This is a genomic window from Kitasatospora sp. NBC_01287, assembly GCF_026340565.1.
Lineage (GTDB): Bacteria > Actinomycetota > Actinomycetes > Streptomycetales > Streptomycetaceae > Kitasatospora.
Genome location: NZ_JAPEPB010000001.1, coordinates 6899567 through 6924231, shown reverse-complemented (window position 1 = coordinate 6924231; position 24665 = coordinate 6899567). Strand labels below are relative to the sequence as shown.

Annotated in this window: 25 protein-coding genes and 1 pseudogene; 10 read left to right on the top strand and 16 right to left on the bottom strand. The window is 72.5% G+C overall.

Going from position 1 to position 24665, the window contains the following annotated elements; genetic code table 11:
- Positions 1–91: 91 nt before the first annotated feature.
- Together OG455_RS30330 and OG455_RS30325 are read right to left on the bottom strand one after the other, a co-directional pair.
- Positions 92–1663: an MDR family MFS transporter gene (locus OG455_RS30330; protein ID WP_266299169.1), complete on the bottom strand. Its 1572-nt coding sequence runs from the start codon at positions 1661–1663 to the stop codon at positions 92–94.
- A 62-nt stretch (positions 1664–1725) separates the two neighbouring features.
- Positions 1726–1884: a hypothetical protein gene (locus OG455_RS30325; RefSeq protein WP_266299167.1), complete on the bottom strand. Its 159-nt coding sequence runs from the start codon at positions 1882–1884 to the stop codon at positions 1726–1728.
- A 64-nt stretch (positions 1885–1948) separates the two neighbouring features.
- Between OG455_RS30325 and OG455_RS30320 the strand changes: the two genes are divergently transcribed.
- Both OG455_RS30320 and OG455_RS30315 read left to right on the top strand, forming a co-directional pair.
- Positions 1949–2410, top strand: coding sequence for a MarR family winged helix-turn-helix transcriptional regulator (locus OG455_RS30320; protein ID WP_266299165.1), 462 nt, complete (start codon positions 1949–1951; stop codon positions 2408–2410).
- A 22-nt stretch (positions 2411–2432) separates the two neighbouring features.
- Positions 2433–3284 carry a helix-turn-helix transcriptional regulator gene (locus OG455_RS30315; RefSeq protein WP_266299163.1) on the top strand — a complete coding sequence of 284 codons (852 nt, stop codon included), beginning with the start codon at positions 2433–2435 and terminating at the stop codon, positions 3282–3284.
- A gap of 30 nt (positions 3285–3314) precedes the next feature.
- Here OG455_RS30315 and OG455_RS30310 read toward each other — a convergent pair whose 3' ends face one another.
- Positions 3315–4529 carry a serine hydrolase gene (locus OG455_RS30310; protein ID WP_266299161.1) on the bottom strand — a complete coding sequence of 405 codons (1215 nt, stop codon included), beginning with the start codon at positions 4527–4529 and terminating at the stop codon, positions 3315–3317.
- A gap of 293 nt (positions 4530–4822) precedes the next feature.
- Positions 4823–5413, bottom strand: a complete 591-nt coding sequence (locus OG455_RS30305) for a TetR/AcrR family transcriptional regulator (RefSeq protein ID WP_266299159.1) — start codon at positions 5411–5413, stop codon at positions 4823–4825.
- Between the two features lie 131 nt (positions 5414–5544).
- On the opposite strand from OG455_RS30305, the gene OG455_RS30300 reads away from it, so the two are divergent.
- Complete coding sequence (locus tag OG455_RS30300; protein ID WP_266299157.1) at positions 5545–6441, top strand: SDR family oxidoreductase; 897 nt, start codon at positions 5545–5547, stop codon at positions 6439–6441.
- A gap of 286 nt (positions 6442–6727) precedes the next feature.
- Here the strand turns inward: OG455_RS30300 and OG455_RS30295 are convergent, their stop codons facing one another.
- From OG455_RS30295 to OG455_RS30285, 3 genes are read right to left on the bottom strand one after another with little or no spacing between them, the layout of a single operon-like run.
- Entirely contained in the window at positions 6728–6952 is a 225-nt protein-coding gene (locus OG455_RS30295) for a hypothetical protein (RefSeq protein ID WP_266299155.1), read from the bottom strand.
- Positions 6919–7275, bottom strand: a complete 357-nt coding sequence (locus OG455_RS30290; RefSeq protein ID WP_266299153.1) for a hypothetical protein — start codon at positions 7273–7275, stop codon at positions 6919–6921. The genes OG455_RS30295 and OG455_RS30290 overlap by 34 nt, the downstream gene beginning before the upstream one ends.
- Complete coding sequence (locus tag OG455_RS30285) at positions 7256–7516, bottom strand: hypothetical protein (protein ID WP_266299151.1); 261 nt, start codon at positions 7514–7516, stop codon at positions 7256–7258. Before OG455_RS30285 ends, OG455_RS30290 begins: the two co-directional genes overlap by 20 nt.
- A gap of 109 nt (positions 7517–7625) precedes the next feature.
- On the opposite strand from OG455_RS30285, the gene OG455_RS30280 reads away from it, so the two are divergent.
- Positions 7626–8696, top strand: a complete 1071-nt coding sequence (locus OG455_RS30280; RefSeq protein ID WP_266299149.1) for a Scr1 family TA system antitoxin-like transcriptional regulator — start codon at positions 7626–7628, stop codon at positions 8694–8696.
- An 18-nt stretch (positions 8697–8714) separates the two neighbouring features.
- On the top strand, positions 8715–8915 hold the full coding sequence (locus OG455_RS30275) for a DUF397 domain-containing protein (protein WP_266299147.1): 201 nt from the start codon (positions 8715–8717) through the stop codon (positions 8913–8915).
- 269 nt (positions 8916–9184) lie between these two features.
- Here OG455_RS30275 and OG455_RS30270 read toward each other — a convergent pair whose 3' ends face one another.
- From OG455_RS30270 to OG455_RS30240, 7 genes are all read right to left on the bottom strand, one after another.
- A complete protein-coding gene (locus OG455_RS30270) occupies positions 9185–10489 on the bottom strand; it encodes an amidase (protein WP_266299145.1) in 1305 nt (434 codons plus the stop codon).
- Positions 10490–10524: 35 nt separating this feature from the next.
- Complete coding sequence (locus OG455_RS30265) at positions 10525–11079, bottom strand: hypothetical protein (RefSeq protein WP_266299143.1); 555 nt, start codon at positions 11077–11079, stop codon at positions 10525–10527.
- On the bottom strand, positions 11070–11780 hold the full coding sequence (locus tag OG455_RS30260) for a class I SAM-dependent methyltransferase (protein ID WP_266299141.1): 711 nt from the start codon (positions 11778–11780) through the stop codon (positions 11070–11072). Before OG455_RS30260 ends, OG455_RS30265 begins: the two co-directional genes overlap by 10 nt.
- A gap of 29 nt (positions 11781–11809) precedes the next feature.
- On the bottom strand, positions 11810–12364 hold the full coding sequence (locus OG455_RS30255) for a hypothetical protein (protein WP_266299139.1): 555 nt from the start codon (positions 12362–12364) through the stop codon (positions 11810–11812).
- 64 nt (positions 12365–12428) lie between these two features.
- The gene (locus tag OG455_RS30250) at positions 12429–13079 is read right to left on the bottom strand and encodes a response regulator transcription factor (protein WP_266299137.1); all 651 of its coding nucleotides are present in this window, start codon (positions 13077–13079) and stop codon (positions 12429–12431) included.
- Positions 13067–14314, bottom strand: coding sequence for a histidine kinase (locus OG455_RS30245; protein ID WP_266299135.1), 1248 nt, complete (start codon positions 14312–14314; stop codon positions 13067–13069). Before OG455_RS30245 ends, OG455_RS30250 begins: the two co-directional genes overlap by 13 nt.
- 361 nt (positions 14315–14675) lie before the next feature.
- On the bottom strand, positions 14676–15191 hold the full coding sequence (locus OG455_RS30240) for an Lrp/AsnC family transcriptional regulator (protein WP_266299133.1): 516 nt from the start codon (positions 15189–15191) through the stop codon (positions 14676–14678).
- Positions 15192–15266: 75 nt separating this feature from the next.
- Here OG455_RS30240 and leuE point away from each other — a divergent pair.
- Together leuE and OG455_RS30230 are read left to right on the top strand one after the other, a co-directional pair.
- Positions 15267–15963: pseudogene (gene leuE / locus OG455_RS30235) on the top strand (leucine efflux protein LeuE).
- 89 nt (positions 15964–16052) lie between these two features.
- The gene (locus OG455_RS30230; RefSeq protein ID WP_266299131.1) at positions 16053–17174 is read left to right on the top strand and encodes an NADAR family protein; all 1122 of its coding nucleotides are present in this window, start codon (positions 16053–16055) and stop codon (positions 17172–17174) included.
- Here the strand turns inward: OG455_RS30230 and OG455_RS30225 are convergent.
- On the bottom strand, positions 17161–18525 hold the full coding sequence (locus OG455_RS30225; RefSeq protein WP_266299129.1) for an MFS transporter: 1365 nt from the start codon (positions 18523–18525) through the stop codon (positions 17161–17163). The two genes, OG455_RS30230 and OG455_RS30225, sit on opposite strands and share 14 nt — an antisense overlap.
- 79 nt (positions 18526–18604) lie before the next feature.
- Here OG455_RS30225 and OG455_RS30220 point away from each other — a divergent pair, with 79 nt between their 5' ends.
- The 3 genes from OG455_RS30220 to OG455_RS30210 all read left to right on the top strand — a co-directional run bounded on the left by OG455_RS30220 (position 18605) and on the right by OG455_RS30210 (position 21306).
- Positions 18605–19495 (top strand): winged helix-turn-helix transcriptional regulator, encoded by an 891-nt coding sequence (locus tag OG455_RS30220; RefSeq protein ID WP_266299127.1) that lies wholly within the window; start codon positions 18605–18607, stop codon positions 19493–19495.
- Between the two features lie 114 nt (positions 19496–19609).
- Positions 19610–20548, top strand: a complete 939-nt coding sequence (locus OG455_RS30215; RefSeq protein ID WP_266299125.1) for an ATP-binding cassette domain-containing protein — start codon at positions 19610–19612, stop codon at positions 20546–20548.
- Positions 20545–21306, top strand: coding sequence for an ABC transporter permease (locus OG455_RS30210; protein WP_266299123.1), 762 nt, complete (start codon positions 20545–20547; stop codon positions 21304–21306). Before OG455_RS30215 ends, OG455_RS30210 begins: the two co-directional genes overlap by 4 nt.
- Here the strand turns inward: OG455_RS30210 and OG455_RS30205 are convergent.
- A complete protein-coding gene (locus OG455_RS30205) occupies positions 21290–24592 on the bottom strand; it encodes a BTAD domain-containing putative transcriptional regulator (protein WP_266299121.1) in 3303 nt (1100 codons plus the stop codon). The two genes, OG455_RS30210 and OG455_RS30205, sit on opposite strands and share 17 nt — an antisense overlap.
- Positions 24593–24665: the final 73 nt, after the last annotated feature.

Here is a 24665-nt window from a genome sequence, read left to right as displayed (position 1 = left end):
CGTCCCCTCAACTCACGTGTTCTCGACTGCCCTCAGCCTCCCGCCCCCGCACCGCCGCCAGCAGTGCGTGGCGATACTGGTAGCGGCGCTACTACTCAGCGGCCACCGACCCGGCTCGCTCAGCGGGCGCCGAACCCGGCACCGACCCGCGCAGCGGCACCTCGCGGATCAGCCAGCTGACCGCGAACGCCACCGCCGCCAGCAGCGCCCCGCCCAGGAACACCTCGTGCACCCCGGAGACCACCGCCGCCTCGAACGCCTCCCGCGCCGGGCCGGGCAGCGCCCGCACGGCGGACGGCGGCACGTGCGCCGAGATCAACGCGTGCCCCTGGGCCGCGCCCAGCCGCGCCGCCAACCGGTGGTCGAGCCCACGCGTGTAGAGCGAGCCGAGCAGCGCGATGCCCAGCGAGCCGCCGATGGTGCGGAAGAGCGTGACCGCCCCACTGGCCGCGCCCATGTCGCGCAGTTCCACGCTGTTCTGGGTGATCAGCATGGTGTTCTGCATCAGGAAGCCCATCCCGAGGCCGACCACCACCGTGAGCAGCGAGGCCACCAGCAGCGCGGTGTCCACCCGCAGGAGCAGCAGCACCAGCATCCCGGCGGTCAGCACCGCGCCGCCGGTGATCACGAAGACCCGGTACCGCCCGGTGCGACTGGTGATCTGACCCGCCGTCAGCATCACGGCCAGCATGCCGAACATCAGCGGAAGGAGCAGCAGCCCGCTCGCGGTGGGCGAGGCGCCCTGCACGTACTGCATGTACTGCGGCAGGAAGTTGACCGCGCCGAACATCGCCGCGCCGACCAGGAAGCTGAGCACCTGCGCCACGGTGAAGTTGCGGTCGCGGAACATGTGCGGCGGCAGGATCGGCTCGGGCACCCTGTGCTGCGAGAGGACGAACGCGCCCAGGGCCAGCGCCGCCAGGCAGCTCAGCAGCAGGATCGGCGCCGAGGCCCACGGGTACTGCCCGCCGCCCCAACTGGCCACCAGCGTCACGGCGACCACGCCGACGGTGAGCAGCGCGCCGCCCAGGTAGTCGAGCCGGGCCCGCAGCCGGCGGCGCGGCAGCTTCATGCCCAGGCCGGTGACCAGCAGTGCCACCACGCCGAGCGGCACGTTGACGTAGAAGCACCAGCGCCAGCTGAGGTGCTGGGTGAGGAAGCCGCCGAGCAGCGGGCCGCCGACGAAGGCGATCGGCATCATGCCGCCGATGAGGCCCATGTAGCGTCCCCGCTCGCGCGGCGGCACCAGGTCGCCGAGGGTGGCCATCGCGCCGACCATCAGGCCGCCCGCGCCCAGGCCCTGCACGGCGCGGAAGCCGATCAGCTGGTTCATGCCCTGGGAGAGCCCGGCCAGCGCGGAGCCGATCAGGAAGAGCACGATCGCGGCCATGAACATGATCTTGCGGCCGTGCAGGTCGCCGAGCTTGCCCCAGAACGGGGTGGTGACGGCGGCACCGAGCGCGTAGGCGGTGACCACCCAGGAGAGCCGGGCCAGGCCGCCCAGGTCGCCGACGATGGTGGGCAGGGCGGTGCTGACGATCAGGTTGTCGAGCATCGCCATCAGCATGCCGAGCATCAGCCCGGCCATCGCGAGGTGGACGGTCCGGCGGCTGGGGGTCGGCTGGTGGTCGGTCTCGGTGGGGACGGCCTCGGTGCCGGTCATCGACACACTCCCTCGGGTTCAGGGCCGGTCGGTCAGGGGCGATCGTTCGTCGGCGCCATTGATCATTCGCCGCACCTCATCGCCGCACTCTTCATCGCAACGCTGTTCATCGCAACGCTGTTCACCGCAGCGCTGTTCATCGCAGCGCTGTTCATCGCCGCACTCTTCATCGCCACCACGGCGGGCGGCGATCGCTCGCGGCCGTCCTCCAGCGTACCCATTCGTTGGCGTTCGCGAACGGTTTCCGAACATCCACCGTTTCCCCGGCGGCGATACGATGGCGGCATGACCTCCGCCGCCGCCCGCGCCACCGCCACCGACCGGCTGAGCTTCCTACTCGCCCGGCACGGCCGGCTGATGAAGCTGCGGCTGCGCGAGGCACTGGCGGTCAGCGGGCTCGGCCCCCGGCACGGCGCGCTGCTGCTGCGGCTGGCCGACACCGGCACGGTCAGCCAGCAGGCGCTGATCGAGGCACTCACCGTGGACCCGAGCACCCTGGTCGCGATCCTCAACGACCTGGAGCGCGACGCCCTGGCCGAGCGCCGCCGCGACCCGGCCGACCGGCGCCGCCACCTGGTGGCGATCACCCCGGCCGGGCTCGCCGCCGCGGCCACCGTCGAGGCGGCGGTCGGCGCCGTCGAGCGCGAGGCCTTCGCCGACCTGGACGCCGACGAGGTCGCCCAACTGCACGCGCTGCTGCGCCGGGTGGACACCAGCTTCGACAGCCACTCCTCATCCTGCGAGTGAAAGATCAACGGGGGGAACAGATATGACGCAGCATCAGATGCGACGTGACGCGCTCGCGAACTTCCTGCGCACCCGCAGAGCCCGCCTGACCCCCGCCGAGGTCGGCATGGCACCGGGCCTGCGGCGGCGCACACCGGGGCTGCGGCGCGAGGAGTTGGCGGTGCTCGCCGGGGTCGGGGTCACCTGGTACACCTGGCTGGAGCAGGGGCGCGACATCAACCCCTCCCCCGAGGTGCTCGGCAGCCTGGCCCGCACGCTGCGGCTCAGCCCGGCCGAGACCGACTACCTCTTCCGGCTGGCCGGCAGCCGGCCCGTCCCGCGCGGCACCATCGCGCCCGCCGAACCGCCCGCCGCCCTGGTCCGCCTGGTGCGCGCGCAGTCGCCGTGGCCCGCCTTCCTGATCGACGGCGGCTGGGACGTCCGCGCCTGGAACTCCGAGGCCGAGGCCCTCTTCGACTTCTCGCGCTGGGAGCCGGAGGACCGCAACATCGCCTGGATCATGTTCGCCCACCGCCCCGCCCGCGAGCGCACGGTGGACTGGGAGCGGCACGCCCGCCGCCTGCTGGCCCAACTGCGTGCCGACTACGCCCAGCTCGGCGGCAACGGCACCGCCGGCGGGCGACAGCTGGCCGAGCTCATCCACCGGCTGCGGGACCACTACCCGCAGGCGAACCGCTGGCTGGACGAGCACCAGGTGCAGGACCGCTCCAACGCCCCGGTCAAAGAACTGCGACACGAGGCGGTCGGCCTGCTGCGGATCGAACAGTTGACCCTGCGCGCACCGGACGAGCTGCAGCTGCTGGTGCTCACCCCGAGCGACGAGGAGAGCGACCAGCGGATGCGGCTGCTGGGGCACACCGTCAGCGTGGGCTGACGGTGTGCCCGGCGCCGGGACCGCACAGCGCTACTTCAGCGGGTGGTCGGGCACCAGCACCGCCGAGACCTGCTTGGCGATGACCTCGGCCGTGTTCCCGTCCGGGGTGTCGCAGTTCTCGGTGGTGGCCACCGCGATCGCCACCCGCTGCTCGGGGTAGTAGGCCTCGATCGCCGCGTAGCCGGAGAACGACGGGTTCTCCACGATCCAGTCGTTGGCGACGATCAGACCGAGCCCGAAGTGGTTCGACTCGGTGTTGAAGTCGGGCAGGCAGGCGGTCGGCGGGCACTTGTCCGTAGGCCCGCCGAGACCGACCGTGCCGGGGTCGAGCTGGGTCCGGAAGCTGCTCGGCGAGAGCAGCTTCCCGGTGCCGATGGCCTCGGCCGAGCGTGCCAGGTCGCAGATGTGGGTGGTGATCACGGCGCCGGGGCCGGTGGTCCAGGACGGGTTCCAGAAGGTCGACTCCTCGTACGTGCCGCGTTCGGAGGTGAACGCGTGCAGGACGGGGCCGGGGATGTCCGGGGTGAAGTTGTTCTGGGTGTCGCGCAGGCCGAGCGGGCCCGTGACGCGTTGCTCCAGCAACTGGTCGAGCCGGGTGCCGGTGATCTTCTCCAGAGCCGCGCCGAGGAGCACGAAGTTGGCGTGCGAGTAGCTCCAGTTGGTGCCGGGCTTGTACCAGAGCGGGTGGCCGGCGGCGATTCCGACCAGTTCCTCGGGCGTCCAGTGGCGGAACGGCTCGGCCTCCAGTTGGGCCTGGAAGTCCGGGTCGGTGACGTAGTCGTGCAGGCCCGAGGTGGTGGCGCCGAGCATCCGCAGGGTGATCCGGTCGGCGTGCGGCGCGTCGGGCAGCCAGCGGGCGATCGGGTCGTCGAGCCCCACCTTGCCCTCCTCGACCAGCTGGAGCAGCGCGTTGGTCATGAAGGGGAAGGCCATCGAGCCCGCTCGGAAGTGCATGCCCGGCTCGGCGGGCACGCCCGTCATCGACTCGCCGAAGGCGTCGGTGACCAGCTCGTGGCCGTCCACGGTGACGCGCACCAGCACGGATTTGAGGTCGAGGTCCTTCTTCGCCTGCCGCACCGTCTCCAGCACCCGGCTGCCCGGGCCATCGACGGGGTGCGGCGAGCGGACGCAGGGCTGGACCTCGCGCGGGGCGAGGGTGGTGACGGCGGCCGCGGTGCCAGGGACGGTGGCGGCGGCGAGCAGGGCGGTGGCGGCGCAGAACAGCGCGGTCCGGTTGCGGATCATGTCGCATGATGTGCGCACGCAGTTGGCGCCCGGAACGCGACACCCCGGGCTGTAGGCCGTCCAGGGGAGGAGGCCGGCACGGGGTACCACCAACGTGCCCGCGCCTCCCACGACACCGTCACCATCGCGTCCCCGACCTCGCGGGTCAGCATGTCCGGACAGCAGCAGGTCCACCCGTTCGGAGTTACGCGAGTCTCCGGGTCGGCCCCGGCACGGGCCAACTCGGCGGAACGTCAACTCGGCGGAACGTCGGGCACTTCACGCGCACGCCGCGCGCCGAGGCCGCCGTGCCGTCACCCGATGGTGCGCGGGACCGTCACCTTGCGGGTCAGGGTGAGCAGTTCGCCGAGCACCTCCGCCGAGAGGTCGGCGAGGGAACGCCGCTCGCCCTCGCGGATCCACTGAGCGAAGGCGATCCCGAAGACGGTGGTGCCCGACTCCGCAGCCAGGGTGGCGGCGACTTCGCCGACGCCGCGCGCGCGGAGGGCGTCGGCGACGGTGGTGGCGAGGCCGGCGAGCTTGTGCGCCTCGCGTTCCCGCAGCGCGGGGTTCTGCTCGATCACCGACTGCCGCGTGCGGGAGTGGGACCGGCGCTCGTCCGGGAACAGGCCCGCCGCCGACCGCAGGGCGCAGGCGACGATCTCGATCGGGGACGCGTCGGGCGGCGCGGTGTCCACGCCGGTGAGGAACGCCTGGACGAACGCGTCCTGCCCGTGGAACAGGACCTCGCGCTTGTCGCTGAAGTGGCGGAAGAAGGTGCGCTCGGTCAGGCCGACGGACTGGGCGATCTCGGTGGCGGTCGTCTGCTCGTAGCCGCGGGTCGCGAACAGTTCGAGCGCCGCCTTCTGCAACCGCTCCGGAGCCCCCGGTTCCCAACGCGCCATGCGGCCAAGTGTAGCGATGACAGTGACTGTCTTCAAAAAGTAGTACGCTATGTCTGTGACTGACATCAGTCGCTACCGGCAACCACTCGGATCAATCCCCGCGTGCCCGCGGGGTGTCGGAGGAGATCACCATGCACGTTTTCGTCACCGGAGCCTCCGGATGGATCGGCTCCGCCACGGTCGACGAGCTGCTCGCCAAGGGCCATGAGGTCACCGGACTGGCCAGGTCCGACGCGTCCGCCGCGGCCCTGCGGGCGAAGGGCGTCCACGTCCGCCGCGGGGACCTGGACGACCTGGACAGCATCCGGGCCGGCGCCGAGGGCGCCGAGGCCGTCATCCATCTCGCGAACAAGCACGACTTCGTCAACCCGGCCGTCTCCAGCGCGGCCGAGCGCGCCGCCGTCCAGACCATCGGCGACACGCTCGCCGGCACCGGCCGCCCGTTCCTGCTGGCATCGGGCGTCGCCGGCCTCGCCCTGGGCAGGCCCGCCACCGAGAGCGACCCGTCCTCGGCCCACGGCCCGGACTCCCCGCGCGGCGGGAGCGAGAACCTGGCGCTCGAATTCGTCGACCGGGGCGTGCACAGCGTGAGCCTGCGCTTCTCGCCCACCGTGCACGGCGCCCGCGACCACGGGTTCATCGCGGCCATCGCCGCGGTCGCCCGCGAGAAGGGCGTCTCCGCCTACCCCGGTGACGGGACCAACCGTTGGCCCGCCGTGCACCGCTCCGACGCCGCCCGCCTCGTCGCCCTCGGCCTGGAGAAGGCACCCGCGGGTACCCGCCTGCACGCCGTCGCCGAACAGGGCGTCCCCACCCGCGAGATCGCGGAGGCGATCGGCCGCGCGTTCGACCTGCCCGTCGCCTCGGTCGCCGCCGAGGACGCCCTGGGCCACTTCGGCTGGATCGGCCACTTCTTCACCATGGACCTCCGGGCGACCAGCACCGCGACGCGGGAGCTGCTCGGCTGGACGCCCACCGGACCGACCCTCATCGAGGACATCGACGCGGGGGCGTACTCGGCGCACTGACCGGGTCGGCCACGGCCGCTGCCTGCGCCCGTGGCCGTGGCCGTGGCCGTGGCCGACCGGGCTACCCCTCTCCGACCGGTGGCCGCCTCGGCCTTGGCGACCTGGCGGATCGTCAGGACTGCCAGGGCCGAGGCGAGGGCGTCGAGCAGGACGAGGAAGGGCGCGTTGGGGTCGCCATTCAGATCGACCACCGGGTAGGCCCTGGTTCCGATGGGGCCGCGTGGGGCGCGTCCACGCGGCCTTCGCCGGGTCGGCATGCTCCTACCGGTCATCAATTGATTTATCGTCAGCTCCGCCGCCCCGGCGCCAGGCCCGCGCGGCGCAGCCGGGAGCGGTGCATCGGTGCGCAGCGGGGGCAGGTGCACGGCGGCCACTCGCCGCTGATCGGGCCGCTCCAGTAGGACTCGCCGGGATAGACCTCCAGGCGGGCGAGTTCGGTCCGCTCGCCGGAGCCGCTGATCCGGTAGGTGCGCAGCGTCATGGTGCCGCCGTTCCGGGGTACTTCTCGCACGGGTGGCTCATTTCCTCGCGCACACCGGGCAGTTCGGCCAGCCGAGCGGGCAGGAGCTCGCCCCGGACGACCCGGCCGGTGCAGCGCGCGTGGTCAACGACGTACTGGGTGAGGGCTTCGACGGTCCGGACCCCGCAGCCGCCGAGCTGGACGTGGTATCCGGCCGTCGTCCGGGTGATGCTGCCGCCGCCCTCCAACGAAGGCAGCGGCGGAAGGCCGGCCACCGCGAGAGCGTCCACGAGCCGGGCGACGGCGCGCTCGGCGGCGGCGCGCGCCTCACGGACCTCGCGCTCCTCAGGAGGCTCAACTCCGCTGCTGGGCACGGGCCGCCAACCCGTCTCCGAGCAACTCCGCGATCCCGCGCACCACGTCCGGCCTGGCGCGACCGAGGTCGACCAGCACCGTGCCGGTGAACCAGCCCTCCTGCCAGTCCTCGCCGAGCGAGGGCAGCGCGAGCCCGGCTTCGGCGAGGACGGCGCGCAGCGTTTCGACCGCCCGGCGGGCGTCGTCGCGGGCGTCGGCGATGAGCGTTCCGAGGCGCGTGGAACCATATTGGTTGGCCATTGAACGACTTCCTTTCGTCGCATTCTGCTAACAAGCATCGGCATTGCGTAGTACCTTGGCGAGACCAAATCCCTGACATCAGCCCCATGGCACGGAAGTAGGTTGGGACATGGCCGCGCGTCGTTCCGCAGAACAGGTCGCTCCCCCGCTCAGCCCGGAAGGGTTCGGCTGGCTGCTCCGTGATCTGCGCGAGGCGGCCGGTATGAAAATCGCTCCGCTCGCCCGCCAAGTTCCCTGTGACAGTTCGCTGTTGTCACGCTTCGAGTCGGCCGAACGGGTGCCGAAGCTGTCGACCGTCCAGCGGCTGGACGTGCTGCTGGACACGGGCGGGCAGCTGGAGCGGGCGTGGGGGAAGGTGGATTGGCACCGGGAGATCGAGCATCCGGATTGGTTCAAGCAATTCGTGAAATTTGAATCGACCTCGGCTCTCTTCCGTGACTACAGCGTCTCTGCGATCCCGGGACTGTTGCAGACGCCGGAATATGCCCGCGCCCTTCTCGCACGAGGTCCTGCGCACAAAGACGGACCCACTCTGGAACAACGGGTGGCAGCGCGGATGAGTCGCCAGGACCGATTTCTCACGGAGGACGGCCCACTGGCCTTCTTCCTCATCGACGAGGGCGTGCTGCGTCGGATGGTGGGCGGCGGCCTGGTGATGTACCACCAGTTGAGGCACATCCTCGACGTGATCGAGCGCTATAAGAACATCGTGGTCCAGATCGCTCCGGACGAGTTGGGCGACCGTGTCCCGACGACCGAAAGCTTCACGCTGGTGAGACAGCCCGACGGCACCGAGGTGATCTACTCGGAGAGCGTGACGCGTGGCCATTTTTCGCGTCGGCCGGACGAGATTGAGCGGCTCTCACGGGACTATGATCGGCTGCGAGCGGATGCCCTCTCGGCGTCCGAGTCAGCCGACTTGATCCGCCGTATCATGGAAGGACTGCTCAACGTGAGCCCAGAAATCCAGCCGCTCCCGACCCAGATCTCCTGGTTCAAGGCCACCTACAGCGGCAACAACGGCGGCAACTGCATCGAGACCTCGCACGACCTGCGCCCCAGCGGCCTCGTCCCCGTCCGTGACTCCAAGAACCCGGGCGGCCCGGCCCTCGTCTTCCCCGCCGACTCCTTCGCCGGCTTCATCCAGGGCATCAAGACCGGTGGTTTCGGCACCGTCTGAGCCTGGAAGAGAGCTGGCATGACCACCACCTGGTTCAAGTCCAGCCACAGCGGCAGCAACGGCGGCCAGTGCGTCGAGGCCTCCCGCGACCTGCTCCCCACCGGCCTCGTCCCGGTCCGCGACTCCAAGGACCCGGACGGCCCCGCCCTGACCTTCGCCGCGCCCGCCTTCGCCACCTTCGTCACGGCACTCAAGTCGGGCGCCCTGCCGACCACCTGACCCCGCGTCCGCCGCAACCACACCCAGCGGACGTGGGGTCAGTGGCGTCCCCCTCGCAGGCCCTGCTGCGGGAGACGGTGGAGCAGACCGGCCTGATGATCGACCAGGTCAGGCCCTAGCTAGGGCAGTTCGACTACGCCTCCGGGAGCGGCGTCAGCGACGCCGTCCGGGAACTGATCATCCGCTGAGCGGCCGGCCATCGACGATGCACCATGACAGCCACCTCATCTCCCAGGCCCGCGCAGACGTCAGCTTCAGCCGGACTCATGTCACCTGTGGGGCGGGAAGCCAGTGGGGGGCATCAGCGTCTCGATGGCCTGCGCCCGGTCCAGCAGCCGCTCGTCACTTCCTGCGGGGCTGACGCACTGCAGGCCGAGCGGCAGGCCGTTCTCGGTCCGCCCGGCGGGGACGGAGAGGGAAGGCCAGCCGGCGTAGCTCCAGGGCAGGCACATGGCGGAGCTGCCCGTGCCGGCCAGACCGTGCGGTGCCGGGCCGGTGGCAGCGGGGCAGATCCAGACATCGACGTCTGCCTCGTCGGTCACCTGTGACAGGCTGATCCGGAAGGCTTCCCGTCGTCGCAACCCGTGCTCGTACTGCTCCCGGGAGATCGCCTGCCCCTGACGGATCGTGGCTACGGATTGCTGTCGGTAGAGGGCGCCGTACCGGGGGAACCACTCGGCGTGGCTCTGTGCGGCTTCGTAGCGGTTCACCGTGAACAGGTCGTCGGCAGCACGGGCGAGGTCCGAGAACATGGGGATGCGCCGTACGGGGAACCCGGCGCTCGACAGGGCTGCCACCTGCGCTTCGAATGCCGCACGCGCCTCCGTTCCGGCCTGCTCCAGGTAGGGCCCGTCGGGCACGCCGAGCACTGGGCGCTTCCGCTCGACGTCCCGCACCGGCTGCCAGCCGTCGCACAGCACGGCCGCTGCCGTCGCCACGGCGGAGAGCGTCGCGGCGAAGACCCCGATGGTGTCGAGGGTCGGTACGTTGGCGATCACGCCGTCGACCGGTATCCGACGGGCCGTCGGCTTGAACCCCACGACACCGCAGTACGCCGCGGGACGGATCATCGACCCGACCGTCTGCGTACCGATGGCCAGCGGCACCATTCCCGCTGCGACCGCTGCCGCCGACCCGCTGCTGGAGCCGCCGGGCGTGTGGTCGTGGGCGTGTGGATTAACTGTCGGGCCTGGTGCAGTCATCGCGAACTCTGCCGTCACGGTCTTCCCCGCGATCAGGGCTCCGGCATGGCGAAGCCGGTCCACGACTCCTGCCTGTCCGCCCTCGAACACCTCCGGGGGCAGCGCGGAGCCACCTCGCGTGGGCAGCCCGTCCACGTTCACGATGTCCTTCACCGCGACCGGGACGCCGAACAACGGCGGTCGCGACTCAGCGACCGGCCAACGCTCGTGGACCCGTTGGAGCTCCCCGCGAACGCGTTCCCGCCGGGCGGCGCCCGTCTCCGAATCGGAGACGAAGGCATGGATGACACGGTCCATCTCATCGATCCGATCGCACAACGTGTCAACCGTCACGGACGGCGCACCACTTGTCTCATACGTCTTCGTCTTCATACGGACCAGACTGCCAGAGCCGAGCCCCCCGACGGTCAGTCGGTCGTCACCGGCACCTCGCTGTACCGCTGCACCGCCGCGAGCACCTCAGGCAGGCGCGGGGGCAAGGGGCTGGACAGCACCACCAGCGGGCCGCCATAGCGCTTCACCAGCCTGGCGGCCCGCCACTTCGAGCGGGCGAACGGCAGCATCGTGGGGAAGGCGGCGAGCGGGACCCCCGGCCGGGCCGTGAAGACCACGGCCGCCGGGCGCAGGCCCCGCCTGACCGTCCAGCGGACCTCGCTCAGCTCCGACCACGGAACCGTCCCCGCATCCCGGACCGTGACCCCGGCGGCGTCCAGCCGCAGCGCCCACCCTTGCGTCCGCCGACGGCGCTCCACCACCAGGAGGGACACCACCAACACGGGGAAGAGCGCGGAGACGACCCAGCCGAGGTCAACGAGGACGTGATTCGGCGAAGCCAGGAAGCGGCCGGCGAAGTACGCCGGTAGCACGAGCACGAGTATCGACCCGGCGGATCCCGGACGTCGGTACCCGACCTCCAGCGCGGCCCGGCGCGGGTCCTGCTCCTGCGAACCAACTAATGGCATACGGCGGAATCTACGCCTCCCCACCTCCCGCGCGATCCAGCGGCCCCCGGCTTTCCGGCCACCAGGCTCGCGACCTGCCGCTTCATCCCCTCCCCCGGCTCCCGCACCAGCCGCGCGGTGACCACGAGCCCGGCCTGCTCCAGGAGTTCGGCGATCCGGTCCGCCGGCAGCAGATGCGAGTCGAAGGGCGCGGGATGCTCACCGTAGGCGTGCGTCAGCCGCACGTGCTCGTACTCGGCGGCGACCACCCGGGTGACGATCATCAACTGCCCACCGGGCGCCAGGGTGCGGTGGAACTCGGCGAACACCACCGGCAGCAGCTCCGGCGGCGTGTGGTGGACGGAGTAGTGGGCCAGGATGCCGCCCAGCTCCCCGTCGCCCACCTCCAGCGCGGTCATCGAGCCCACGCTGAACCGCAGTTCGGGATGGGCCGCCCGCGCCAGCTCGATCATCCTCGGCGACACGTCCACGCCGAACGCCTCCACGCCCAACTTCACCAGATGGGCCGTCACCTTGCCGGGCCCGCACCCCAGGTCCGCGACCACCCCCGGGCCGGCGCTGCGCACGAGTTCGGCGAACGCGGCCAGCATCGCGCGTGACAGCGCGTCCAGTTCGGCGGGGGCGGGGACGTGCTTCGCGTAGTCGTCCGCGACGGTGTCGTAGGACTCCCGCACGGCGGAGACGTAGGAGGAATCGGTCATCCGGGCACACTAGCCGAGCCCTCCGACGGTCAGCCGGTCCTCACCGGCACCTCGCCGCACCGCCGCACCGCCGCGAGCACCTCGGGCAGGCTCGCGCTCAGCCCGGCGGACGGCACCACCAGCGGGCCGCCGTACTTCTTCACCAGCGCGGTGGCCCGACGCTCCGAGCGGGCGAACGGCAGCATGGTGGGGAACGCGGCGAGCACGACCCCCGGCCGGGCCGTGAAGACCACGACCGCCGGGCGCAGGCCCCGCCCGGCCACCGACCTGACCTCACGCAGCTCCGACCACGGAACCGTCCCCGCACCCCGGACGGTGACCCCGGCGGCGTCCAGCCGCAGTGCCCACTCCTGCGCCCGCTGACGGCGCAGCACGGTCAGGACGAACCCCAGGGCCGCGACGACCAGCACGATGTCGGTGTACCCGAGGACCGTGGAGAGCTGGTCCCCCGAGAACAGCAGGCGCACGGAGGGCAGCAGCGGGAGCAGGAGGGCGGGCAGCATGGCAACGGGGCTCGGCAGCCGGTAGGCGACCTCCAGCGTGGTCCCGTCCCGGTCCTTCTCCTGCGAACTGGCGGATGACATGCCCGGAATCTACGCGGCCCGGCCCGCACCCCCGCCGCCGGGGCTCCCACGGCGTCAACCAAGGTCAGGCCCGGGACGCTCCGAGGAACCGCAGCACGGCCAGGACGCGGCGGTGGTCCGCGTCGACCACGGGCAGGTCGAGCTTGGCGAAGATGTTGTTGATGTGCTTCGCCACGGCGCTCTCGCTGACCACCAGCGCCTGCGCGATGCCGGCATTGGAGCGCCCCTCGGCCATCAGGCCGAGCACCTCCCGTTCGCGGGGGGTCAGCCGCGCGAGCGGGTCGCTGTCGCGCCGCAGCAGCAACTGGGCGACGACCTGCGGGTCCAGGGCCGTGCCCCCGGCCGCCACTCGCCGGACCGCCGCCACGAAGTCGGCGACATCGGCAACCCGCTGCTTGAGCAGGTAGCCCACACCGCTGGTGTTCGTAGACAGCAGGTCAGCCGCGTACCGCTCCTCCACGTACTGCGAAAGCAGCACCACCGGCGTCCCCGGCCAGCGCCGACGGATCTCCATCGCCGCCCGCACCCCCTCGTCGGTGAAGCCGGGCGGCATCCGGACGTCGATCAAGGCAAGTTCGGGCCGGTGCTCCGCCACTGCCGCCAACAGCCCCTCCGCGTCGCCGGCTTCCGCGGCGACCTGGAACCCGCCCATCTCCAGCACCTTGATCAGGCCGACCCGCAACAACACCGAATCCTCGGCGATCACCGCGCGCACGGCAGCTCCGCGGTGATGGTGGTGGGCCCGCCAACGGGGCTGCTGACGTGGAAGGCCCCGTCGAGGGAGCCGACCCGCTTGGCCAGCCCGGTCAGCCCCGTGCCGGCGGCGGCGTCGGCACCGCCCAGCCCGTCGTCGGTGACGCGCACTCGCAGCACCTCGCCGACCTGACGGACCATCACCTCCGCACGCATCGCGTTGGCGTGCTTCGTCGCATTGGTCAGCGCCTCGGAGATCACGAAGTACGCGACTGACTCCACGTTGGGCGCCAGCCGCTCCTCCAGATTGACCCGCAGCCGCACCGGCAGGGGCGTGCGGGCAGCCAGCCCGGACAACGCCGCGTCCAGACCTCGGTCTTCGAGCACGGCCGGGTGCAGCCCCCGCACCAGGTCATTGAGTTCGGCGATCGCCTCCTTCGCCTCCAGGTGCGCTCTCGCGATCACCTCGCGGGCATCACCCGGCAGGTCCGGGCGGGTGGCAATGGCCAGACCCAGGTTGACCGCGAGAGACACCAACCGCTGCTGGGTGCCGTCGTGCAGGTCGCGCTCGATCCGGCGGCGCTCCGCGTCGACGGCCTCGATCAAGTCGGTCCGGCTCACGGCCAGCTGATCGACCCGCTCCTGGAGCCGCTGCGCCCGGCTGGGCCCGAGCAGGCCCAACGCCAGCCGCGCCTCGGCGCGGGCCACCGCCCGCGTGGTCCAGGGCAGGGCGCACAGGAGGAGGAGTCCAGCCGCTGTGTAAGCCGGCAGCTGGGTCAGGTAGCCGAACCAGTCCTGGCGGATTCCGGTTGGCAGCACCCATGACCAGGCGTAGGCGATGGCGCCCGCGAGGCACACCGCTGCCACCGCGAGCACCAGCAGCTCCAGCAGCGCGAGCAGCGGGCCCAGCAGGAGGTGGTAGCCGATCTTGCGCCAAGGCCGGGTCGCCGCGAGCCACCGGGCGGTCGAGGCCCACGTCCACTGTCCCGGCGCGGTGGGGGTGAGCCGGGGGACGTCCACACCGATGAGCACCCGGTAGCGAGTCCGCTGAACGGCCGTCAGCACCGGGGTACCGAGCAGGACCAGGGCGGCCGACACGGAAGCCGTAAGGAGCCAGTTCCCCGTCCTGGCGGTGGTCGCCGCCGCCCAGGCCCACACGGGCACCAGCGCCAGGTGCGGCAGCACACCAGTGGCAAGAAAGCCGGTGTCCCGCTGCGCCCGGAGGACCGTGCGTCTCAGTCCGGCTGGAATCGTCATGGCACGACGCTAGAGCACCGCAGGAGGACGGTGCCATGAAACCTGCACCCGATCTCATGGTGAACCTAGTACCAGGTCCAAGTGGCGTGCGATGGACGCTGGTCGGCCCGGCGCAGCAGGAGCGGCGCCGGGTGCCGTCCCGCCGATCCTCGCCGCCACCCGCCGGGCCGTGAAGGGCGCCTGGCGGGTACAACTCGATTGGCTGGAAAGGGGCCTGCTACTCCGCGGCGATCGGGCGGGCGGTCAGTTCCACCGTCGTGGAGCTCGGCCGCGCGGGCTCCGGTAGCAGCGTGAGCCCCAGGTGGACTCGGCCGCGGATGGGCGACACCCGAACACGCGAGCTCACCGGCCTCAAGCCCGTCTACTGCGCGGGTGGCAGGACCCTGCCCTGCACCGGCGTCGAGAGCACGATCGAGGTCGAGGTGCGGCCGATGCCGGAGACGTGTTCGAGCAGGTCTTCGAGGTGGGCGGTGTCCCGTACCGCGACCTTGAGGATCCAGCCGTCCTCGCCGACGAGGTGGTGGGCTTCGAGGACCTCGGGCCGGGCGGTCATCTCCCGCAGCCGCGGGTCGCGGAACCCGATCCCGGCGGCGGGGCTGAGGCGGATGAAGGCGAGCAGGCCGTAGCCGAGGCGGGCCGGGGAGACGGTGGCGGCGTAGCCGGTGATCGTGCCGCCCTCCTCCAGGCGGCGGATCCGCTCGGACACCGCGGCGGGGCTCAGGTTGACCCGGCGGCCGAGCTCGCTGAGGGTGATCCGGCCCTCGGTCTGGACCAGTTCGAGCAGCCGGATGTCCAGGCTGTCGAACCGGGCTGAGGGATCATCGGCGGATGGCCGCGGATGCCGTGGTTCTTTCGGTGCGGTGGCCGGAACGCCCATGATCACCCCTTCAGGATTCGCCGGGACACCGTAACACTTGGTGATCAACACGACGGCTCCCGGAAAGGCCCAGACATGTTCGGCACCCTCAACCTCCCCGAGTTCGCGCTGGGCGCGCTGCTCATCGTCCTGCTGCCCGGACCGAACTCGCTCTACGTGCTCTCGGTCGCGGCCCGCAAGGGGGTGCGGGTCGGCTACCGCGCGGCCTTCGGGGTGTTCCTCGGCGACACGGCGCTGATCACCGTCACCGCGCTCGCCCGCGGCCTCGCTGCTGACGCGCTCGCCCGCGGCCTTCGACGTGATCAAGTGGCTCGGCGCCGGCTACCTCAGCTACCTGGGCATCGGCATGCTGCGCTCGGCGGCAACCGCGCTGCGCGGCCGCCGCACCGGCCCGTCGGCCGGGGCCCGGCCCGAGACCGGCGCTGAACGCCCGTTCCGCGAACGCCCGTTCCGCGAACGCCCGTTCCGCGAACGTCCGTTCCGCAAGGCGCTGATCGTCAGCCTGCTCAACCCGAAGGCGATCCTCTTCTTCCTGGCGTTCTTCACCCAGTTCGTCGATCCGCGCGCCGCCCACCCGGCCGAGGCGTTCACCGTGCTCGGGGCGATCGTGCAGGTCTTCTCGCTGTCCTACCTGAGTGCGCTCATCCTCGGCGGCGACCGCCTGGCCTCGGCGTTCCGCCGACGCAGGCGGCTGGCGGCGTCGATGACCGGCGGGGTCGGCTCGCTGTTCCTCGGGTTCGCCGCCAAGCTCGCCACCGCGTCACTGGGCTGAGCGCGAAGTCGCTGGGCCGAGCGCGAAGTCGCTGGACCCAGCCCGAAAATCCCCGGCCTCCCCGGCGGCCGCCGCGCGACAATTCCCGGATGATCGGCAACCGGATCACCCATCGCACGGCGGACGGCGTCCGCATCCCCGGCACCTGGCGGCACGCCTTCATCCGCAACGGCGGCCGCTACTTCCTGACCGACCTGTTCATCTACGCCGACGGGCTCATCGACTGCTGGGAACTGGTCACCGTCGAGGAGTTCGAGGAGAAGCTCGGCAGCGGCTGGGTCGCCACCGACTTCCCCGAGGGCGCCGAGGCCTCCGCACACGATCTGGCCTCCTGGACGTTCGGCGAGCCGGACAGCTGGCTCACCCCCGAGCTGCTGCTCGCCGAGGTGCGGGACACCATCGACCAGCTGAACGGCCGGCCCGACTCGACCGGCCGCTGCCTCGCGGCCGTCGACGTCTTCCTCGCCGACCGGACGGAGGAGAACCGGGCCGCCGCCAGGGCCGCCTTCCTGGCCGTCCCGGAGTCGCGGCGCCGTTACGCGCTGGGCGACATGGACCGCAAGGACCAGCCGCTGCGGGTGCTGCTGGCCGGGCCCGGCGGGCAGTCCTACCACTCGTTCGACCACCCGATCACCCAGGAGGACTACGACGAGGCGGTCGCCTACTTCGAGGAGCGGGCCCGCTGGATCGCCGAGCGGCCCTCTCGGGTGCCGGCGGACGGGCCGGTGGCTTCGCACGCCCCGGCGGTCAAGCTGTACCAGTCGTTCCCGAACAAGCCGGCGGCCGACCCCGGCAAGCTCGGCCTGCGCAACGACTACCCGGCCCCGATCACCGTCGGGGAGGTCGACTACCCCTCCGTCGCCCGCGCCTACTTGGCCCTGTCCCTGGCCCGACCCGAACTGCGGGCCGCGATCGCGGCAGCCGAGACCCCGTCCGCCGCCCGCACGCTCGCGGCCGGGGCAGCGCGCCGCGAGGGCTGGACACAGGCCCGGACCGCCGTGCTGACCGGGCTGCTGCGCGCCAAGTACGCGCAACACCCCGACCTGGCCGAGATCCTGCTGGCGACGGACGACGCGACCGTGCTCTACGACGACATGGACTCGGACTTCTGGGGCGACAACGCCGGCCGGGGCCGCAACTGGTCGGGCCGCCTCCTCGAACTCGTCCGCGCCGAACTGCACGCGCGGCGGGCCGAGATCACGGAGCGCTGACCGGGCCCGGGCCGGGATCACGGAGCGCTGACCGGGCCCGGGCGGGCCGGCCCCTCACGCCAGCTCCCGCACCCCCCCGCAGCGGGCTCAGCCAGAGCGGCAGCGGGATGGCGAGCGCCACCAGGCAGACCAGCCACAACGCCTCCCGCGCGCCGAACGCGGTGGCCGCGAACCCGGCGGCCAGCGCGCCCACCGGCAGCATGCCCCAGGTGATGAACCGCACGGTGGCCATCACGCGCGGCAGCAACTCCGCGGGCGTCACGGTCTGACGGTGCGTCCGGGTCAGGGTGCTGAGCACCACCACGCCCATCGCGAAGCCCACGTTGCCGAGCCCGAACAGGAGCAACCGCCAACCACTGCCGGCCAGCGGCAGCAGCACCAGCGCGAGCGCGCCGCCGGCCGGCGCCAGCAGCACCGCCCGCGCGCTGCCAAGCCGGCCGGCCAGCCGGGGTGTCAGCGCGGCGCCGATCAGACCGCCGACGCCCTCGGTCGCGACCAGCACGCCGACCAGTCCGGCGGGAGCGCCCACCGAGCGCACCAGGAAGAGCGGCGTGAGCGCGGCCAGCGCGCCGCAGACGAAGTTGGTCACCCCGGCCGCCGCGACGCAGGGCCGGATCAGCGGGTGGTGCACGACGAAGCGCCAGCCGTCGCGGATCAGCGCGGCCATCGAGACGCCCTGGGCAGGGCGCTGCGCCGGCGCGGGGCGAGGCAGGCTGCGCAGCAGGGCGGCCGAGACCAGGTAGCTGACGGCGTCGACCAGCAGCGTGGCGACCGAGCCGATCAGCTGCACCAGCACTCCGCCCAGCGCCGGGCCGCCGAGCGAAGTCGCGGCACTCCCGGCCGAGTTGACGCTGTTGCGGGCGGTCAGCTCCGCGGGGCCGACGATCGAGGGCAGGAAGGTCGAGTTGCCGATGTCGAAGACGACGTCGGCCAGTCCGACCAGCAACGCCACGGCGATCAACTGCGGCAGCGCGAGCAGCCCGAAGGCGGCGGCGAGCGGGATCGAGAAGAGCGCGGCGGCGCGCAGCAGGTCCATCACCACCTGCGTGCCGCGCAGCGGCAGCCGCTGCACCAGCACCCCGGCCGGCAGCCCGATCAGGATCCAGGCGACGTCACCGGCGGCGGTCAGCACGCCGACCTGCACGCTGCTCGCGCGCAGTGCGGCCACCGCCGTCAGCGGCAGCGCGACCAGCGTGACGGCCGAGCCGGTACTGCTGATCGTGCCCGCCGTCCAGTAGCGCCAGAAGAGCCGGCTGCCACTCTCCGGCCCCCGCGCCGCCCGCTCCTCCCGATCCCGCTCCTCCCGCTCCTCCCGCCTCCTGGCCTTCGGCCCCTGCGTCGTGCTGGTCACGTTCACTCCCCCTAGTGAGTATCCATTTGATACTCACTATACCCAGCGCCTCCCTGGGGCCATCAGGCAAGGTGGACCCATGCGCGCTTCCGCTTCCGCCTCCACCGACCCGAACTGCTCGCTCGCCCAGGCCGTCGCCGTGGTGGGCGACTGGTGGACCCTGCTGCTGGTCCGCGATGTCGCGGGCGGCGTCCACCAGTTCGAACAGTTGCTGGAGTCCACCGGCATCAGCCGCCGGGTACTGGCGGGCCGACTCAAGTCCCTGGTCGAGGAAGGTGTGCTGGAGAAGCGGCTCTACCACCCGCACCCGCCGCGCTTCGAATACCACCTGAGCCCCACCGGGCGCGGGCTGCTGCCGGTGCTGGTCGCGCTCCAGGACTGGGGCGCCCGCTACGTGCTGGGCGACGGCGAACTGACCGCCACCAGCGCACCCGACTCCGCCGAGACCCACCGCGTGCACGCCCTGGTCGGCACCCGGCTGCCCGACCTCACCCTGCGCGCCGCCACCGGCACACCTCTCGACCCGGTCACCGCGCAGCCGTGGACGGTGCTCTACTGCTTCCCCGGCGGCTACGCCCCCGGCCACCAGGGCCTCCCGCCGGAGTGGGACACCATCCCCGGCGCCCCGGGCTGCACCCTGGAGTCCTGCACCTACCGCGACCGGATCGCGGAGTTCACCGAGCGCGGCGCGAGCGTCCTGGGCGTGAGCACCCAACGCCCCGACCAACTCGCCTCCTTCGGCGAGCACCACCGCCTGCCCTTCCCCCTCCTCTCCGACGCCGACCTCCACCTGACCGCCGCCCTGCGCCTGCCCACCTTCCGCGCCGCCGGCACCGACCGCCTCAAGCGCCTGACCCTCCTCCTCGACCGCACCCGCGCCGTGCGCGGCGTCCTCTACCCCCTCCCCGACCCCGCCGGCTCGGTGGACGACGCGCTGGCCCTCCTGGACAGCGTCCGCCACGACTCCTGACCCGCCTGCTGACACGCCTGCTGACACGACTCCTGACACCGCCCGCCCGCGCCCTCGGCAGCCGTGTCAGGACGGTGTCAGCCCCGTGTCAGGGCCGGTGGCGACGCTGGAGGCATGAGGAATCCAGTGATCGCGGTCTCGGGACTGCGGAAGGCATACGGGGAGCGGACCGTACTCGACGGCGTCGACTTCGAGGTCGCCGAAGGATCGGTCTTCTCCATGCTCGGCCCGAACGGGGCCGGCAAGACGACGACGGTGAACGTCCTGACCACGCTGCTGACGGCCGACGCCGGCACGGTGCGCGTGGCCGGGCACGACGTGGTGCGGGCCACCAAGGAGGTGCGCAAGGTCATCGGCGTGACCGGCCAGTTCGCCGCGGTGGACGAGCTGCTGACCGGCAGGGAGAACCTGCGGCTGATGGCGGACCTGAGGCGGGTGCGCTCCGGTGACCAGGTGGTCGCGCGGCTGCTGGGGCGGTTCGACCTGGCGGAGTCGGCGCAGAAGATGGTGGCGACCTACTCCGGCGGCATGCGGCGGAAGTTGGACCTGGCGATGACGCTGGTCGGGGCCCCGCGGATCATCTTCCTGGACGAGCCGACGACGGGTCTGGACCCGCGCAGCAGGCGCACCATGTGGGAGATCGTCCGCGAGCTGGTGGCCGAGGGCACCACCATCTTCCTCACCACCCAGTACCTGGAGGAGGCCGACCAGCTGGCCGACCGGGTCGCGGTGCTCGACCAGGGCCGCATCGTCGCCCAGGGCACCCCCGAGGAGCTCAAGCGCCAGATCCCCGGCACCCACGTCCGGCTCCGGTTCGCCGCCCCGCACGAACTCGACGCGGCGGCCCGGGTGCTGCCCGACGCCACCCGGGACGACCAGGACCTGGTGCTGCGGGTGCCCAGCGACGGCGGCTCCAGGTCGCTGCGGGCCCTGCTGGACCGGCTCGACGAACACCTGATCAGCGCGGCGGAGTTCTCGGTGCACACCCCGGACCTCGACGACGTCTTCTTCGCCCTGACCGGTCACACCAGCACACAGGAGAACGCACGATGAGCACGCTGACGACCTCGCTCGGCGACTCGGCGATCATGCTGCGCCGCAACTTCAAGCACACGGTGCGCAATCCGTCCGCGGTGTTCCAGGCGGTCCTGTTCCCCCTCGTGATGATGCTCATGTTCGTCTACGTCTTCGGCGGCGCCTTCAAGGTGCCCGGCAGGTACATCGACTACGCGGTGCCGGGCCTGATCGTGATGGCCATCACCTACGGGCTGGGGCCGACCGCGACGGCCGTGAACGGGGATCTGACCACCGGCATCATCAACCGGTTCAAGGCCATGGACGTCTCTCGCGGCGCCGTGCTGACCGGTCATGTCGTCGCCACGACGGTGCGCAGCCTGATCGCCGACGCGGCCGTGATCGGCGTCGGGTTCGCGATGGGGTTCCGCCCGCACGCGGGCTTCCTCGACTGGCTCGCCGCGATCGGCGTCATGGTGCTGCTCGGGCTCGGGACCAGCTGGCTCACGGTCGCCATGGGCCTGGCGGCGAAGACCGCGGAGTCGGCGGGCATGGCCACCGTGCCGCTGATCATGCTGCCCTTCCTGAGCAGCGCGTTCGTGCCCGCCGACACGATGGGCACCGGCGTGCGGCAGTTCGCGGAGTACCAGCCCTTCACGCCGATCATCGAGACGCTGCGCGGACTGCTGACCGGCACGCCGTCGACCGGTGACACCCTCGCCGCCCTGGCCTGGTGCGTCGGGTTCGGGGTGCTCGGATACGCGTGGGCGATCGCCTCCTTCAAGAAGCGAGCGTGACCTCGACCAGCTGGGACCAGTCGGTCTCCGCTCCCTCCCGTGCCGCCTCGGCGAACCCCGTGTCGCCGAGGCGGCGGCGCGCTGCCCGCTCGATCCGGGCCACATCCGGGTGGGAGCGGTCCACCAGCCCGCGCACCCCGGCGCTCGCCGCGAGCAGCCGCGCGGCCTGCTCGTGCTCACCGCGGCGCAGCGCCAGGTCCGCGACCCCGACGAGCACCTGCGCGATCAGCACCGCGTGCCCCGCCTCGGACGCCGCCGCGCAGGCCGCCGCGCGGTGCTCCCGGGCCTCGCCGAGGTCCTCGGCGAGGTACCCGAGCAGGTCGTGCGTCGCCGCGCGGATGTACGCCCGCTCCGCCTCGGCGCCCAGCACGGCCCGCGCGACGGCGAGTTGGCCGCGCGCCTGCTCGGCGTCGCCGCCCCACCGGGCGAGTTCCGCCTTGGCGAGGGCCAGCTCGGCCAGCGCGTCCGGCCAGGTGACCCGCTCCGCGCACCGCTGGGCCTCGGCCAGGGCGGCCGCGCCGGCGTCCTCGTCCCCCAGCAGCCGGTACAGCTGCGCCTGGCGCGACCGCAGCCGGATGACGTCCTCGGTGGCGCCCACCTCGGTGACCACCGCGACCGCCTGCTCGACGTACGCGCAGGCGCCGGCGAAATCGCCGCGCGCGGCGATCCGGTCCGCCAACTCGGTCAGGGCGAAGGAGATCCCGAAGCGCTCGCCGAGCGCCCGGAACTCGGCGAGCGCCGTCTCCAGGTAGGCGTCCGCCTCCGGGCCGCCGTGGCCGAGCACGATCCGCATCTTGCCCATGTGCAGCCGGGCCAGTGCGCGCACCCAGGGGTCCTCGTCGCCGAGCAGCGGTTCGAACGCGGTCAGCAGCGAGTCGGGCTCCCGCAGCATGCGCTCCAGCGCGGTGACGAACGCCAGCCCCGGGTGGCGGCCCCGACTGCCCCGACCGACCTCACTGCCCCGGCTGCCCTCGCCGGCCCGACCGCCCTGGCTGAGCCGGTGCGCCTCGTGGATCCACCGGGCCGCCTGGTGCTCGTCACCCCGCCCCGAACTCATGAAGAGCACGACCAGCGCGTACAGCGTGGCCCGGAGCTCGTCGGCCACCTCGCCGGCCACCTCGCCGGGCATCGCGGCGGGCATCGCGGCGGCCGCGGTGATCAGCTCCAAGCCCTCGGTCTTGTGCCCGCCGAGCCACCAGTACCAGCCCGCGCCCACGGCGAGCCGCATCGCCGCCCGCGCCTCACCGGCGGCGAGCGCGCCGCGCAGCGCGGAGGCGATGTTGTCGTGCTCGGCCTCCAGCACGGCCAGCCACTCCAGTTGCTCGGCGCGGCGCAGGTGCGGCTCCGCCCGCTCGGCGAGCTCGGTGACGTGGGCGAGGTGCGCCCGGCGCGCCAGGTCCGACTCCCCCGCCTGCGCGAGCCGCTGCGCGGCGTACTCCTTGATCGTGCCGAGCATCCGGTAGCGCGGTACGGCGTCGCCCGCCGTGCGCAGCAGTGACTTCTCGGCCAGCGAGGTGAGCAGCTCGAACACCTGCTCGCGCTCGACCCCGTCACCCGCGCAGACCCGCTCGGCGGCCTCCAGGCCCGCTCCGCCGGAGAACACCGAGAGTCGGCGCAGCACCGTCCGTTCGGCCTCGGTGAGCAACTCCCAGCTCCAGTCGACCACCGCGCGCAGCGTCCGGTGGCGCGGCAGCGCGGTGCGGCTGCCGCTGGTCAGCAGGCGGAACCGGTCGTCGAGCCGGTGGGCGAGCTGGTCGACGGACATCGTGCGCAGACTGGCGGCGGCCAGCTCGATCGCCAGCGGCATCCCGTCCAGCGCCCGGCAGACGCGCACCATGGTGGCGAGCGTGCCGGCGTCGGCCGCGAGGTCCCCCCGCACCGCGCCCGCCCGGTCCCGCAGCAGTTGGACGGCCGGCGAGGCCTCCAGCTCGGCGCGGCCGGAGTGCGCCTCCGGCAGGGCCAGCGGCTCGACCGACCAGAGCGCCTCACCGGTGATGCCGAGCGGCTCCCTGCTCGTCGCCAGGATCCGCAGCCGCCGGCACTCCCCGAGCACGCGGTGGGCGAACGCCGCCGCCGACTCGATCACGTGCTCGCAGTTGTCCAGGATGAGCAGCGCCTCCCGGTCGCGGATCGCCGCGATGAGCCGGTCCGTCAGCGAGGTGTTCGGCGCCCCGCCGAGCAGCGCGTCCCGCAGGCCCAGTCCGGCGAGCGTCGACTGCGCCACGTCACCGTCGGCGCCGATCGCCGCGAGTTCCACCAGCCAGGCCCCGTCCGGCAGTTCGTCGAGCAGCGTGCGCGCGGTCTCGGTGGCCAGCCTGGTCTTGCCCGAACCGCCCGGCCCGATCAGGGTGGTGAGCCGGTGCCCGGCGATGAGCCCGCGGACGGCGGCCACGTCGGCGCCCTTGCCGACGAAACTGGTGAGCTCGGCGCGCAGGTTGGTCCGCCGACCCTCCTCGCGCCGGCCCGCCTCGCCCCACCCCGCCTCGGCCCGCCCCGCCCCACGCTGGCCCGACTCACGCTGTCCCGCCCCGCGCTGGCCCGACTCACCCGGCCCCGACTCGCCCCGCAGCAGCGCGACATGCAGCGCGGACAGCTCCGGCGAGGGGTCCGCGCCCAGCGCGTCGGCCAGGGCCTCCCGCGCGCGCTGGAACACCAGCAGCGCCTCACCGGGGCGGCCGGCCGCGACGAGGGCGCGCATCAGCGCGGCGGTCAGCCGCTCCCGCACCGGGTACGCCGCCACCAGGTCGGTCAGCTCCGCGACCACCTCCGCGCCGCGCCCGAGGGCGACCTCCACGTCGAACCGCTCCTCCGCGGCGGTCAGGCGCAGCCCTTCGAGCCGGACGGCCGCGGCGTCGAACGCGGCGCTGTCCAGCGGACCGACGTCCCGCATGGCAGCGCCACGCCACAGGTCGAAGGCCTCGCGCAGCAGCCGCACCCGCCCGGCGGCGTCCTCGGTGCGGGCCCGGGCCGCGCTGACCAGGCGTTCGAACCGCACGGCGTCGACGGCGTCGGGCGCGACCCTCAGCCGGTAGCCGTCCGGCTGCCCCTCGACCGGCACGTCCGGCAGTGCCTTCCGCAGCCGGGAGACCAGGCGCTGCAGGGCGTTCGCCGCGTCGGCGGGCGGCCGCTCCCCCCAGATCCAGTCGACGAGCACGGCCTTCGGCACGACCTGACCCGGCCTCAGCGCGAGGGCGATCAGCAGTGCGCGCAGCCGCGCGCCCGGTACGTCGGCCGAGCCGCCGTCGTCCGTGAGGACCTCGAACGGCCCCAGTATCCCGATCTGCACCCGCTGATCCTGCCATTGAACCCGCGCGGGCGCTCCGGCGGGCACCGGCGGGGCCGGAGCGCTCCCCTGCGCC